Annotated in this window: 14 protein-coding genes; 9 read left to right on the forward strand and 5 right to left on the reverse strand. The window is 70.1% G+C overall.

Features of this window, described 5'->3' with window-relative positions:
* The first annotated feature begins 27 nt into the window (after positions 1-27).
* Both AC5Y31_RS00255 and manB read left to right on the forward strand, forming a co-directional pair.
* Entirely contained in the window at positions 28-888 is an 861-nt protein-coding gene (locus tag AC5Y31_RS00255; protein ID WP_499978081.1) for a glycosyltransferase family 2 protein, read from the forward strand.
* A complete protein-coding gene (gene manB / locus AC5Y31_RS00260; RefSeq protein WP_301634246.1) occupies positions 885-1,958 on the forward strand; it encodes a mannose-1-phosphate guanylyltransferase in 1,074 nt (357 codons plus the stop codon). Before AC5Y31_RS00255 ends, manB begins: the two co-directional genes overlap by 4 nt.
* A 1-nt stretch (position 1,959) precedes the next feature.
* On the opposite strand, the gene AC5Y31_RS00265 is transcribed toward manB, so the two are convergent.
* From AC5Y31_RS00265 to cofD, 4 genes are all read right to left on the reverse strand, one after another.
* On the reverse strand, positions 1,960-3,168 hold the full coding sequence (locus AC5Y31_RS00265; RefSeq protein WP_499977363.1) for an NAD(P)/FAD-dependent oxidoreductase: 1,209 nt from the start codon (positions 3,166-3,168) through the stop codon (positions 1,960-1,962).
* Positions 3,169-3,330: 162 nt separating this feature from the next.
* Entirely contained in the window at positions 3,331-3,870 is a 540-nt protein-coding gene (locus AC5Y31_RS00270; RefSeq protein ID WP_499977364.1) for an NUDIX hydrolase, read from the reverse strand.
* A complete protein-coding gene (locus AC5Y31_RS00275) occupies positions 3,867-5,216 on the reverse strand; it encodes a coenzyme F420-0:L-glutamate ligase (protein WP_499978082.1) in 1,350 nt (449 codons plus the stop codon). Before AC5Y31_RS00275 ends, AC5Y31_RS00270 begins: the two co-directional genes overlap by 4 nt.
* Positions 5,213-6,211 carry a 2-phospho-L-lactate transferase gene (gene cofD / locus AC5Y31_RS00280; protein ID WP_499977365.1) on the reverse strand — a complete coding sequence of 333 codons (999 nt, stop codon included), beginning with the start codon at positions 6,209-6,211 and terminating at the stop codon, positions 5,213-5,215. Before cofD ends, AC5Y31_RS00275 begins: the two co-directional genes overlap by 4 nt.
* Positions 6,212-6,546: 335 nt before the next feature.
* Between cofD and AC5Y31_RS00285 the strand changes: the two genes are divergently transcribed.
* Positions 6,547-6,930, forward strand: a complete 384-nt coding sequence (locus tag AC5Y31_RS00285) for a WhiB family transcriptional regulator (protein ID WP_082966438.1) — start codon at positions 6,547-6,549, stop codon at positions 6,928-6,930.
* 24 nt (positions 6,931-6,954) lie between these two features.
* Here the strand turns inward: AC5Y31_RS00285 and AC5Y31_RS00290 are convergent, their stop codons facing one another.
* Positions 6,955-7,407, reverse strand: coding sequence for a metallopeptidase family protein (locus AC5Y31_RS00290; protein ID WP_109470767.1), 453 nt, complete (start codon positions 7,405-7,407; stop codon positions 6,955-6,957).
* Between the two features lie 93 nt (positions 7,408-7,500).
* Between AC5Y31_RS00290 and AC5Y31_RS00295 the strand changes: the two genes are divergently transcribed.
* The 6 genes from AC5Y31_RS00295 to AC5Y31_RS00320 are packed head-to-tail and all read left to right on the forward strand — an operon-like array spanning position 7,501 to position 13,804.
* Entirely contained in the window at positions 7,501-7,950 is a 450-nt protein-coding gene (locus tag AC5Y31_RS00295) for a DUF3499 domain-containing protein (protein ID WP_499977366.1), read from the forward strand.
* A 58-nt stretch (positions 7,951-8,008) separates the two neighbouring features.
* A complete protein-coding gene (locus AC5Y31_RS00300; protein ID WP_499977367.1) occupies positions 8,009-9,412 on the forward strand; it encodes a phosphomannomutase/phosphoglucomutase in 1,404 nt (467 codons plus the stop codon).
* Positions 9,409-10,530, forward strand: coding sequence for a TobH protein (locus AC5Y31_RS00305; RefSeq protein WP_499977368.1), 1,122 nt, complete (start codon positions 9,409-9,411; stop codon positions 10,528-10,530). The genes AC5Y31_RS00300 and AC5Y31_RS00305 overlap by 4 nt, the downstream gene beginning before the upstream one ends.
* Before the next feature lie 8 nt (positions 10,531-10,538).
* Positions 10,539-11,780 carry a mannose-6-phosphate isomerase, class I gene (gene manA, locus AC5Y31_RS00310; RefSeq protein ID WP_065024628.1) on the forward strand — a complete coding sequence of 414 codons (1,242 nt, stop codon included), beginning with the start codon at positions 10,539-10,541 and terminating at the stop codon, positions 11,778-11,780.
* Positions 11,781-12,713 (forward strand): cation diffusion facilitator family transporter, encoded by a 933-nt coding sequence (locus tag AC5Y31_RS00315; RefSeq protein WP_499977369.1) that lies wholly within the window; start codon positions 11,781-11,783, stop codon positions 12,711-12,713. It abuts the gene before it with no gap.
* Positions 12,714-12,718: 5 nt separating this feature from the next.
* Positions 12,719-13,804: a type I-U CRISPR-associated protein Cas7 gene (locus tag AC5Y31_RS00320; RefSeq protein ID WP_499977370.1), complete on the forward strand. Its 1,086-nt coding sequence runs from the start codon at positions 12,719-12,721 to the stop codon at positions 13,802-13,804.
* Positions 13,805-13,808 lie beyond the last annotated feature (4 nt).

Consider the following 13,808-nt stretch of genomic DNA (forward strand, 5'->3'; position numbering starts at 1 on the left):
CTCTACGCCGTGAGTGAGGCCTTGCCGGTGGTGACGGTGACGTATTCGCCGGGTTGGCATCTGGACCGCTTCCTGGCGTCGCTGTCGTTGGCCACCGATCACCCGGTGCAGGTGGTGATGGCAGACAACGGATCCACCGACGGCGCGCCGCAGGAAGCCGTGCAGCGCTACCCGGACGCGCAGCTGTTCGAGACCGGGGCCAACCTCGGCTACGGCGGCGCGGTCAACAGCGCGGTGGCCCTGCTCGGCGACCGGGGCAGCGAATTCCTCATCGTGGCCAACCCCGACGTGCAGTGGGGCCCGGGCAGCATCGACGCCCTGCTGGAGGCGGCCGCCCGGTGGCCGCACGCGGCGACGCTGGGCCCGCTGATCCGCGAGCCCGACGGCTCGGTGTACCCCTCGGCGCGCCACCTGCCGAGCCTGATCCGCGGCGGTATGCACGCCGTCGTCGGCCCGATCTGGCCGAACAACCCGTGGTCGCGGGCCTACCGCCAAGAACGCCTGGAACCCAGCGAGCGCCCGGTGGGATGGCTGTCCGGCGCCTGCCTGCTGGTGCGCCGCGCCGCGTTCGATCAGATCGGCGGCTTCGACGAGCGCTACTTCCTCTACATGGAAGACGTCGACCTGGGCGACCGGCTGGGCAAGGCCGGCTGGCTCAACGTCTACGTGCCGTCTGCGGAGGTGCTGCACCAGAAGGGCCACGCCACCGGCAAGGATCCGGCGGCCAACCTGGCGGCGCACCACCGCAGCACCTACACCTACCTCGCCGACCGGCACCCCGGTTGGTGGCGCGCGCCGCTGCGCTGGACCATGCGCGGGGCCCTTGCGGTGCGCTCCGGACTGGCCGTGCGCAGCGCCCGGCGCAAGCTGACGAAAGGACGTCCGTGACGCTTCAGCAAGTCGATGCCGTGCTGTTGGTGGGCGGCAAGGGCACCCGGCTGCGGCCACTGACGCTGTCGGCGCCCAAGCCGATGCTGCCCACTGCGGGGCTGCCGTTCCTGACCCACCTGCTGTCGCGGATCGCGGCGGCCGGCATCGAACACGTGATCCTCAGCACGTCCTACAAGCCGGAGGTGTTCTCCGCGGAGTTCGGTGACGGATCCGCGCTGGGCCTGCAGATCGACTACGTGACCGAAGACGAGCCGCTGGGCACCGGCGGCGGCATCGCCAACGTGGCGCCCAAACTGCGCCACGACACCGCGATGGTGTTCAACGGCGACGTGCTCTCCGGGGCCGACCTGGGCGAGCTGTACGCCTATCACCGCGAGCATGCCGCCGAGGCCACCCTGCATCTGGTGCGGGTCGGTGACCCGCGCGCTTTCGGCTGTGTGCCCACCGACGACGGCCGGGTCACCGCATTTTTGGAGAAGACCGAGGACCCGCCGACCGATCAGATTAACGCCGGCTGTTATGTGCTGTCCCGCAACGTGATCGACCGTATTCCGCGCGGCCGGGCGGTCTCGGTGGAGCGCGAGGTGTTCCCGGCGCTGCTGTCCGACGGCGTGAAGGTCTGCGGCTACGTCGACACCAGCTACTGGCGTGACATGGGCACCCCGGAGGACTTCGTGCGCGGCTCGGCGGATCTGGTGCGCGGCATCGCGCCGTCGCCGGCATTGGGCGGTCAGCGCGGCGAGTCACTGGTGCACGACGGTGCCGCGGTGGCGCCGGGTGCGGTGCTGATCGGCGGCACGGTCGTCGGTCGCGGCGCCGAGATCGGCCCGGGCGCCCGGTTGGACGGCGCGGTGATCTTCGACGGGGTCAAAGTCGAGGCCGGCTGTGTGATCGAGCGCTCGATCATCGGGTTCGGCGCCCGCATCGGGCCGCGGGCGCTGATCCGCGACGGGGTGATCGGCGACGGCGCCGACATCGGGGCGCGCTGCGAGCTGCTGCGCGGGGCACGGGTGTGGCCGGGAGTGTCGATCCCGGACTGCGGGATTCGGTACTCCAGCGACATCTGAACTACCCGAGCTCGGGGCGGTCTTGCAGCCATGGTGCGGCAGCGGCCAGCAGCGCTGCGCGATCGCCGTTGCGCGGCGGGTAGATCCGGCGGGTGTTGATCGTCTGCTTGGTGGCCTTGGCCTCCGCGCCACACGCCACCACCTGACGGTCCCAGCCTTCGGTGTACACCGCCCCGGCTGGTCCCAGGTCGAGAACCGTGACATACCAGGGGATCCGCAGCTTCAGCATCGGCTCGTCGAATAGATCGCTGATGACGTTGTAGCCGGCGTAGCGTCCCATCGGTCGACCGTGTTGACACGACATCACCGATCGATGTTCGTCGTCCATCTGCGCCGCGGCCACGTCGCCGGCCGCGAACACCGATGGAACCCCGACGACCCGTAAATGGTCGTCGACTGGAATCCGGCCGAACCGGTCACGGGATACCGGCAGTTGCGCGGTCAGTGCGCTGGCCCGCATCCCCGCGCACCAGACGACCGTCGCGGCCGGCACCACCTCACCGGAGGACAACGTCACGCCATGCTCGCCGATGGCTGTCACCGTGACGCCGGTTCGGGTCTGAATACCGATGTCGGACAAGGCCGCCTCGATGACCGGGCGAGCCGATGACCCCATATCGGAGCCGATGTGGTCGTTGTGGTCGATCAGCACGACCTGGGGGGTGACCTCGGCGCCGAATACCGCGGCGAGTCTGCCCGGCAGCTCGCAGGACGTCTCAAGCCCGGTCAACCCGGCGCCCACCACGACGGCAGTGGCCGCGTGGGCGGCGTTCGGTCCCCGCCGGCCCAGGCCACGCAAGTGCTCCGCGAGCGCCATTGCGCCGCCATAGGTGTCGACGTCGAAGCCGAACTGCGCCAACCCGGGGATGTCTGGTTTGACCACCTGGCTTCCGGAGGCCAACACCAGTCGGTCGTAGGTGTACGTGGCTCCGCTCGACGTGGTGACGCTGCCGGTGGCAGTGTCGATCTCGGTCACCTCAGCGGTGACGTGCCCAACGCCAACCGGGCCCAGCAGATCATCCAGTGCGATACGACAATCGCGTAGGTCCGCCTCGTAGTTGCGCACCCGGATATCGTGGAACGGCTTGGCGCTCAACACGGTAATCTCCACCGCTCCCGCCGGAACGGCGAGCTCGTCAATCCGGCGGGCAGCACCCAGCGCGGCCCACAACCCGGCAAAGCCGGAACCGACGACGATAACCCGTTTCACCGGCCGCAATTTACTCCTTGAAGCGGTTTATCTTGGCGTACACGGTGAACCCGGTGGTGTGCGGCCCCGATGACCGCGAATCGCGTACTCGCGTCGCCGGGTGGCCAACGGCAGGTCGAAGGTCAAGCAGATGCCTGCCTGAAGGTAGTCGGTGGCCCTGACCTAGCGCCGATTCCGCGCCGCACCAACCAGATACCGCAGCGCGTCGTCGGCATCGGATGGCAGCGCGTCGACCGGCCACCAGCGCAGGTCCACCGACTCGTCACTGATCCCGATCTGCGCGCCGGCCGGTGCGTACGCCACGAATTGCAGGTCCAGATGCCGGGTCGGCACCCCCAGCGAGCAGGTCACCGGGTGCACATGCACGGCGGCCAACGTCGGGTCTAGTCGCAGCCCGTCGATGCCGGATTCCTCGGTGGCCTCGCGCAGTGCGGCGGTGACGATGTCGGCGTCGGTGTCCTCGCAGTGTCCGCCCAGTTGCACCCAGCGGCCGACCCGCGGGTGCAGCGTCAGCAGTACCCGCTTGCCGGTGTGGTCGAGCACCAGCGCCGAGGCGGTGATATGGCCGGGAACGCATTCGCGCGCACAAGCGTCGGCGCGGGCATCAAGAAACGCCAGAACCGCGTGTCGCAGCGCGTCCTGCGCGAAATCCGGTGCTGCCCAGGATCGCAGTGTCGCGACCGCGGAGGCGTGCGTGCTCACCGGCGCACCAGCAGGTCATCGACCGGAGCCGGCGAACGGGGCTCGGCCGGCTCCGAAGGGTAGCCGATTGCGATGGCGCCCAACGGCTCCCAGTCCGGCGGCAGATCCAGTTCGGCGCGCACCAGTTCCGGAGTGAAGATGGTCGAACCGATCCAGCAACTGCCCACGCCGCGCACCGCCAGCGCCACCAACAGCGCCTGCACTGCGGCGCCGACCGCGACGGTGAACATGGTGCGCTCGGCGGCGGTGCGGGCCGCGTCGGGGTAGGAATGGGCACCGTCGGGAACCATTACCGGGATGACGACTTCGGGTGCGTCGTAGAGGATCCGGCCGCGCGAGACCCGGGTCTGGATCGCCTCGGGAGACTTGCCGTCGCCGGCCAGGTCGGCGCGCCACTGCTGTGCCATCGCGTCGAGCAGCCGGGTGCGCACGCCCGGGGTCTGCAGCCAGACGAACCGCGCCGGCCGGGTGTGGTGCGGCGCCGGGGCGGTCAACGCCTCGGCCATGGCGTCGGTGACCAGATCGGCGGGTACCGGTTCGCCGGAGAACGTGCGCACCGACTGGCGCAGCAGCTGGGCTTGGCGGCGCCCGGTCTCGATGGCCTCGGCGGTGCCCAGCCAGAACAGGTCGTCGGAGCCGGAGCGCACCAGCGAGGCTGCGGTGGAACCGTCGTCGGGACTGGCCACTCCGCGTACCACCGCCACCGGAACATCGGTGAGCTTGCCCTTGACCAGGTCGGCGGCCGCGGCCAGTTCGTCGGCGACAGCCACTTCGGTGACGAACAATTCGTTGCCGTGCCGGTCGACGGCACCGGCGTAGCTGTTGAGGACGCTCAGGCCGGACGACCCGATCGCGACGTCGATCTGCCCGTTGCGCCAGGCGCGGCCCATCGTGTCGGTGATCAGCACCGCCACGTCCACGCCGAGCCGCTCAGCCAGGCCGGTGCGCAACGCGGCGGCGCTTCCGTCGGGATCGACCGGCAGCAGTGCGAGTTCGTCGGAGCCGACGTTGGAGCCGTCCACGCCCGCCGCGGCCTGCACCAGGCCGAGCCGATTCTCGGTGATCCAGGTGCGGCCCTTGCGGGCCAGCACCCGCACCGCCTCGGCCTCGACCAGCTGGCGGCGCAGGGCATCTCGCGCTTCGGCGTCATGCGGCGCCGGCACGATACGGCCTTCGCACTTGGACACCACCTTGCTGGTGACGACCACGATGTCGCCGTCGGCCAGCCATGGTGCGGCTTGTGCCAGCGCGGCCGCCAGGTCATCGCCCGGCCGAAATTCCGCCAGGCCGGTGACGGGGAGGATCTCGACCTTGGCGGCGCTGCCGTGTTCTGCCCGCCCTGTTATAGCGACACCCCCGCCAACTCCAGCCCGGCGCGCACCATCTCGGCCGTCGCGGCCGGATCGGTCATCAGCAGCGGGGCGGGACGCACCGTCACACCGGGCAGCTCGGCGTCCTCGCCCTCGTGCACCAGCCAGTAGTCCAGGATCCCGGTTCCGCTGCGGGCACCGTAGTGGGCGCCCACCGCCTGCGAAGTGGAATCCAGGCCGATCACGCTCAAGCAGGTGTCAGCCATGCCGCGCAACGGTTTCCCGGCGATGATCGGCGAATAGCCGACGATCGGAGCCTGGGTAGACCGCAGTGCGGCGCGGATGCCCGGGACGGCAAGAATGGCGCCGATGCTCACCACCGGGTTGGACGGAGCCAGTAGCACGATGTCGGCTTCGGCGATGGCCTCGGTGACTTCGGCTGTCGCGCTGGCCTTCTCGCTGCCGACGAAGCCGAATCCGTGGGTGGGGACGTCGGCCCGGTATCGTACCCACCACTCCTGGAAGTGGATGGCACGCTGAGAGTCGTCGGCGGGATCGGTGATCACGACATGGGTTTCGCAGCTGTCGTTGGTTACCGGCAGCAGCCTCGCGCCCGGCTGCCAGCGCTCGCACAATGCCGCGGTCACTTCGGTCAGCGGATAGCCGGCGCGTAGCGCCTGGGTGCGGACCAGGTGGGTGGCCAGGTCGCGGTCGCCCAGACCGAACCAGTCCGGCTGCATGCCGTAACGGGCCAACTCCTCCATCGCGTGCCAGGTTTCGTCGCGGTGACCCCAGCCGCGCTCCGGGTCCACGCCGCCGCCCAGGGTGTACATGCAGGTGTCCAGATCCGGGCAGATGCGCACCCCGTGCATCCAGGCATCGTCACCGACGTTGACGACCGCGGTCAGTGCGTGCGCGGCGCTCTCGCCGTCAACGGAGCCACCGCCGAACTGGCCCAGGCCCAGCAGTTTCTGCACGCCGAGCAGGAACCGGGCACCGCCGACCCCGCCGACCAGAACCGTGACCTTCACAGCGCACGACAGTACCTTTGGTGTGGATGCGGCCGGTGTGGCGGTGCGTCCCAGCGACCCTCGCAAGACACGCCGTAGGGCCGGTGTGGGCTAGACGACACGGACTCGCCGGTCTCGGACACGTCCGAAATCGGTCACGGGATGGTAAGGAATTTGGCCATTCGGCTTGACCGGGCCAAGCAACCCGTGTCTAATCACATCAGTGTCATTTCCCGGTTGGCCAGCCGATTCCGGTGTCGCAGACCGAGATTCGATCACATGTTCGAATTGGTACGGACAACATCGCAATAGCGGGCGACAGATCAGGATCGCGCAACCAGGTGAGGAGGCCCAGCATGTCCTATGAGCACCTTTGGGGCGTAATCGGGGGGGCACCGCAAGCTCATACCGCAATGCAGCCAATCGAGGCCGAGCTGCCGCCCAGCCGGCCGCATTTGAGCCTGGTTCCCGAACCGGACGGCTACGACGACTTCGACCCGTTCGACGCCGAGACGGCCACCAACGAGGAATGGCAGGACCGCGCCCTGTGCGCGCAGACCGACCCCGAGGCGTTCTTCCCGGAGAAGGGCGGCTCCACCCGCGAGGCCAAGAAGATCTGCCAGCGCTGCTCGGTGCGCAGCGAGTGCCTGGAGTACGCCTTGGCGCACGACGAGCGTTTCGGCATCTGGGGTGGGCTGTCCGAGCGTGAGCGCCGTCGCCTCAAGCGCGGCATCATCTGAGCCCGTTCGCGTCAGTTTCGGGAGCTAGTCGTCGATCGTCGGGTCGATGACGGTGGGTTCGACATCCAGGTAGGTGGCGACCTGAGCCACCAGAATTTCGTGCAATAAATCTCCGAGCTCGGTGCTGTCGTTCGCCCGTTGCTCGATCGGCTTGCGGAACAACAAGATTCGCGCCCGCGTCGGGTTGCCCCGGACATCGACCCCGGCGGGAATCAAGCGGGCCAGCGGAATCGGCCCGTCGGCGACCACTTCCGGGGGCCACTGCACGCTGTCGGGGTCCTTCGCGGCGATCCGCGGGATCTCGTCGACCGCGATGTCGAGCGCTGACAGCCGTTGTTTCCAGCGTTGTTCGATGGGCTCGTAGGCCTCCAGCACCGCCATATCGAACCGTTCGGCGCGGGTGCGCCAGCCCGGCACGGTCGGCGGAAGCAGCGGACCGCGGGGCTCGCGGCCGCGCCAATGCCGACGCGTTGCGATCACGCAGACGATGGTAACGGTTGCGCATAGCGTGCCCGCCCGTTGCGCGTGTCCGGCGCCGCGGCGGTGCGCGGCCACGATAGCCTCACGGGCGTGAACGTTCCGCGTCGCTGCTGTCGGCCAGCGTGCCCGCACTACGCGGTGGCGACCCTGACGTTCGTCTACTCGGACTCCACCGCCGTGGTCGGCCCGCTGGCCACCGCCGCCGAGCCGCATTCGTGGGACCTGTGCTTCAACCACGCCGGCCGGATCACCGCCCCGCGGGGCTGGGAACTGGTCCGCCACCCCGGCCCCTGGGTGTCCCCCGAAGACGACGACCTGATCGCACTCGCCGAAGCGGTTCGCGAACGTCAGTCCGGGCAGGCCGGGTCTTCTGGGCCGGCCAACGGGTGGTACCCGCAGACCGGCTCCGCGGATTCCGGCGCCCGGGGCGCACCCGCCACCGCCCCCGGCGGCGGGGTGCTGGCGCCGCCCGGCCCGCCCGCCAAGAGCAACGGCCGGCGGCGTGGTCATCTTCGCGTGTTGCCAGACCCGTCGGACTGATCGCCGGTTGCGGGCTAGGCTTGAGCGGCAAGAGTCCACTTCGTCAGGAGCCCTGTCCATGTCTCGGCCCGCTGCGGCTGTCCACCGTGTGATCAAGGCGTACGACGTACGTGGCCTGGTCGGTTCGGAGATCGATGAATCACTGGTTACCGAGGTCGGGGCCGCATTCGCCCGGCTGATGGGCGACGAGGGCGCCCGCCAGATGGTGATCGGCCACGACATGCGCGAGAGCTCGCCACCACTGTCGGCGGCGTTCGCCGAAGGGGTGGTCGCCCAGGGCCTCGACGTGGTCCGGATCGGTCTGGCTTCGACCGACCAGCTCTACTTCGCCTCCGGCTCGCTGGACTGCCCGGGCGCGATGTTCACCGCCAGCCATAATCCGGCCGCCTACAACGGGATCAAGCTATGCCGGGCGGGCGCCAAGCCCGTCGGCGCCGACACCGGCCTGGGCCGGATCCGCGACGAGCTGATCGCCGGCGTGGACCCGGGTGCCGGCCGGTCCGGGCAGCGCGGCGCCATCACCGATCGGGACGTGCTGGACGACTACGCGGCGTTCTTGCACTCCCTGGTCGACATCAGCGGCTCGCGCCCGCTGCGGGTCGCCGTCGATGCCGGCAACGGGATGGCCGGCCACACCGCCCCGGCGGTGTTCGGCTCAATCGAGGCGGTCACGCTGCTACCGCTGTACTTCGAGTTGGACGGCAACTTTCCCAACCACGAAGCCAACCCGCTGGACCCGGCCAACCTCGTTGACCTGCAAGCCTTCGTCCGAGACAGCGGTGCCGACATCGGCCTGGCCTTCGACGGCGACGCCGACCGGTGCTTCGTCGTCGACGAGCGCGGTGAGCCGGTGTCCCCGTCGGCGGTGACCGGTCTGGTCGCCTCCCGCGAGCTGGCCCGCGAGCCCGGTGCGACGGTGATCCATAACCTGATCACTTCGCGGGCGGTGGCCGAACTGGTGGCCGAGCGCGGCGGTACCCCGCTGCGGTCGCGGGTCGGGCACTCCTACATCAAGGGGCTGATGGCAGAGACCGGCGCCATCTTCGGCGGGGAACACTCGGCGCACTACTACTTCCGTGACTTCTGGGGCGCCGACTCGGGCATGTTGGCCGCCCTGCACGTGCTGGCCGCACTCGGCGAACAGCAGCGGCCGCTGTCCGAACTGACCGCCGACTATCAGCGGTATGCGGCCTCCGGCGAGATCAACTTCACCGTTGATGACGCAGCGGCGTGTGTGGAGGCGGTCCTCGCGGCGTTCGGCGAGCAAGCCTCCGTCGACCGCCTGGACGGGGTGACCGTCGATCTGGGTGAGGGCAGCTGGTTCAACCTGCGCAGCTCCAACACCGAACCGCTGCTGCGGCTCAATGTGGAGGCGCCCGACGCCGCCGCGGTGGATGCGGTGGTGGCCAAGGTCGCCGAGCAGATCGAGGCCGTGCCCGCCGCCGAGAAGTCACGGTCGTGAACGCGTTCTCTTCCACCGTTGACCTCGACGACACCGAGGCGCTGCTGGCCGCCGACCGGGACGGGGCGCTGTGGGCCGCGTCGATGGCCGGGGCGCAGGTGCGCGCCACCGCCGCGGCGGTCGCCGAGGGCGCCTTGGACGCGGTGCGCAGCGACAGCCGGGACTATCCGCCGCGCACGCTGATCTGGGTGGCGACCCGCGGAACGGCGGCGTCGGCGGGCAGCCTGCTGTCCGCGGCTCGCGGGGACTCGGCTCGCGAACCGCTGGTGCTGGCCGCCGAGGCCCCGGCGTGGATCGGGTCGCTGGATGTGCTGGTCGTCGCCGGTGATGATCCGGGGGATCCGGCGCTGGTCGCCGCCGCGGCGGCCGGGGTGCGGCGCGGCGCGCGGGTGGTGGTGGTCGCGCCTTACGAGGGCCCACTGCGCGATGCCACCGCAGGCCGGGTCGCGGTGCTGGAGCCGCGGCTGGGTGTCCCGGACGAGTTCGGCCTGCCGCGCTACCTGGCCGCCGGGCTGGCGGTGATGGACGCTGTGGAGACAGCGGCCACCGCGACCGACCTGGGCGCGCTGGCCGACGAACTCGACGCCGAGGCGCTGCGCAACAGCGCCGGGCGCGAGCTGTTCACCAATCCGGCCAAGATGTTGGCGGACCGGATCATCGGCCGCGAAGTCGCGCTGGCCGGTGACTGCGCGGCGACGCTGGCGCTGGCCCGGCACGGCTGCGCGGCGATGCTGCGGATCGGGCTGACCACGGTGGCCGCGACCGGACTGGCCGATGCGGTGAGCGCACTGCGGGCCCGGGCCGCCGCGGGATCCGCCGACATCTTTCATGACGAGCAGATCGACGGCCCGGCCGCCGACCGGCTGCGGGTGCTGGCCTTGACGCTGGCCGCCGACCGTACCGTGGTCGCGGCCCGGGTCAGCGGTCTGGACGACGCCGACCTGGTCGGCGCGGGGGATGTGCCGCTGTCGCCGGGGGCGCCGGAGGAAACCGCGGCACCGGCTGGGTTTTTGGAGGCGCCGGCGCCGACCGGCCCCGGCGGGGTCGAACAGCAGCTTGCGGTGTTGGCCGTGCGGTTGGAGATGGCGGCCGCCTATGTGCGACTTGTGCGGGGTTGACGAGAACTGTGGAACCACTACGCGGCGCGATACGGACCTACGCCTGGGGCTCGAGGACCGCTATCGCCGAGTTCACCGGTCGGCCGGTCCCAGCGGCACACCCGGAGGCCGAGCTGTGGCTGGGCGCGCACCCCGGGGACCCGGCCTGGCTGGAGACTGCCGACGGTGAGGCATCGCTGCTGGACGTCTTGACCGCCGACTGGGAGGGGCAGCTCGGCGCGGTGGCGCACGCCCGCTTCGGTGACCGGCTGCCGTTCCTGGTCAAGGTGCTGGCCGCCGACGAGCCACTGTCCCTGCAGGCCCACCCCAGCACCATGCAGGCCATCGAGGGCTACGAGCGTGAGGAGCGGCTCGGGGTTCCGGTGTCCTCGCCGATCCGCAACTATCGCGACACCAGCCACAAACCGGAACTGCTGGTGGCGCTGCAGCCGTTCGAGGCGCTGGCCGGTTTCCGGCCCGCGGCGCGGACCATTGAGCTGCTGCGGGCGCTGGCGGTCTCGGACCTCGACCCGTTCATCGACCTGCTCGGTGCCTGCCCGGACGGTGGCCAGTCCGACGCCGACGGCCTGCGCGCCCTGTTCACCACCTGGATCACCGCACCCCAGCCCGATCTCGACGTGCTGGTGCCCGCAGTGCTCGAAGGGGCCATCCAATACCTCAGTTCCGAGGCCGGCGAATTCGCCGCGGAGGCCAAGACGGTGCTCGAACTCGGTGAGCGCTACCCGGGCGACGCCGGCGTGCTGGCCGCGCTGTTGCTCAACCGGGTCAGCCTGGCCCCCGGCGAGGCGATCTTCCTGGCAGCCGGCAACCTGCACACCTACCTGCACGGTGTCGGGCTGGAGGTAATGGCCAACTCGGACAACGTCCTTCGCGGCGGGCTGACGCCCAAGCACGTCGACGTCCCGGAACTGCTGAGGGTGCTGGACTTTACTCCGACCACCGCGGAGGCGCTGCGATCGGCGGTGCACACCGAGGGACCCGAGGTGGTCTACCAGACCCCCGCCGAGGAGTTCGCGGTGTCACGGCTGACGCTGGACGGCGCCTACCTCGGTCATGAGGTGGACGCGCCGGCCCACCATGACGGCCCGCAGATCCTGCTGTGCACCGAGGGCTCGGTCACCGTGCACGCCAAGACGGGGACGTTGACGCTGCACCGTGGCGAGTCGGCCTGGGTGCCCAGTGACGACGGGCCGATCCGGCTGCTGGCCCAGCAGCCGGCGGCACTGTTCCGCGCGACGATAGGCCTGTGAGTGTCCTCGTCCGGTAGTACCAGGGCGATCGTCGCGGCGCTGGTCGCCAACGCCGGAATCGCCGCGGCGAAGTTCGTCGGCTATCTGATCACCGGCAGCGCCGCCATGCTCGCCGAGGCGGTGCACTCGGTGGTCGACACCTCCAACCAGGCGCTGCTGCTCTACGGCCAGCGGGCCGCGGCCAAAGCTCCCGATGCGCTGCACCCGTTCGGGCACGGACGCAGCCGCTACTTCTGGTCGTTCGTGGTGGCGCTGGTGCTGTTCAGCCTCGGCTCGATGTTCGCGATCTACGAGGGCTACGAGAAAGTCCGCCACCCGGTCGAGTTGAGTTCCCCGCTGGTGGCGGTGGCGATCCTGGTGGTGGCAATCGGATTGGAAACCTACAGTTTTCGCACCGCGGTGCGCGAGTCGCGTCCGCTGAAGGGCGAGGGCAGTTGGTTGCGGTTCCTGCACACCTCGCGCAACCCGGAGCTTCCGGTGGTGTTGCTGGAGGACACCGCCGCGCTGATCGGCCTGATGCTGGCGCTGGCGGGGGTGGGCTTGAGCATGCTCACCGGCAACCCGGTATGGGACGGCGTGGCGACCCTGGGCATCGGCGCGCTGCTCGGGGTGGTCGCGGTTTTCCTGATGGTCGAGATGCACAGTCTGCTGATCGGGGAGGGCGCCACCGTCGCCGAGGACCGGGCCATTCGTGCGGCGCTGGAACAGACCGCCAACATCACCCGGCTGATCCACATCCGCACCCAGTACCTGGGGCCCGACGAAATGTTGGTGGGGGCCAAGATCGCGGTGCTTCCCCGGCTGGATCTGGCCGCGATCGCGGCCACCATCGACGAGGCCGAAGCCAACATCCGCGCGGCCGTGCCCGCAGCCCGGGTCATCTTTCTCGAACCTGACCTGGACCGCACCCCTGTGCCAGACTCGCTGGAGTAGAAAGGTTGACCGTTTTGTCCCGCTTCTCCTACCAACAGCTCACCGCCGCGTGTCAGGCCGGCGGGGCCAGCACCTTGAGCCTGGCCACCGAGTTGGCGCCGGCGGGCGGCCCCCACGCCGCGATCAGCCCGGCCCGACGGGCCGGACGCGGCCCGTCGGCCATCGCCACCGAGACCCGCCTGATCGATGGCAATCCGACGGCGACAGTGGTCGTCGACGACAACCAGGGCCAGATCCAGCGCGTGGAAGCCGCGATCCTGCAAGGCATCCGAGATCAGCACCCGGTACTGAGCCGGGTGCCGCGCATGGAGGTCTCCTACGAGGGCGGCCGGACGGTCTACACCGATCTCGAACTGCCGCAACGGGTTTTCGACGGCCACTTTCTGACCGGGTCGATCGACGCCCACCCGGCGATCGCCCACCCGGTCTACCGGGCCGCTCGGGAGAGCGCCCCCGAAAACGCCCGCGCCCTCATGGAATTGAGCCCCGGCAGTCTGGCATTCGGCGCGATCGACGCCGCCCGCGGCACCGGTCAGAGCCGCTTTCGCGGGGCGGTCTCCGGTGAGATCATCGGCGTGCTCGTCGAAGGCGCGGCGGCGGATTCGCGCGCGGGCTCCGACACCGTCTGCTGCAGCCGCATCCTTCGCACCCAGGTACTCAGCTTCGCCGCCCTACGGCAGCTGCGATTCGACTGCGGCCCCGCCGGCGACGAGGCATGCCGGGCGTTGCTGGGCGCCTACGCGCTGGCCGGATTGGCGCGCTCGAATGCGGAGCTGAGCATCCGCGCCAACTGCGATCTGGTCGAGACCGGGCCGACGACGCTCAAACTCGACGCCCGCGACGGCGACTTCGTCGAGCTGGCAGCGCTTTCCATTGAGCAGGCCGACGAACTGCTGGAGCGCGCGCTGGTGCAGGCCTACCGGGAGGCCGACATCACCTGGCGCGGCCAGGTGCTGCGGGTCACCGGTAATTCGGGCGCCTACGCCGCGGCTCAGAACGGGGGAGTGGCGCAGGAGGCACCGGTCGCGCATGAGCCGCGCCGGTTCCGGCTGCCGCACTTCATCGAGAGCCGGCGCACCGCGGCGCACTGACCGC

This window comes from Mycobacterium sp. NGS18, assembly GCF_059813185.1.

Excerpts from the sequence above, each read along its gene's own strand:
- AC5Y31_RS00285 (WP_082966438.1), top strand. The coding sequence starts at position 6,547 with ATGTCCTATGAGCACCTTTGGGGCGTAATCGGGGGGGCACCGCAAGCT.
- AC5Y31_RS00300 (WP_499977367.1), top strand. The coding sequence starts at position 8,009 with ATGTCTCGGCCCGCTGCGGCTGTCCACCGTGTGATCAAGGCGTACGAC.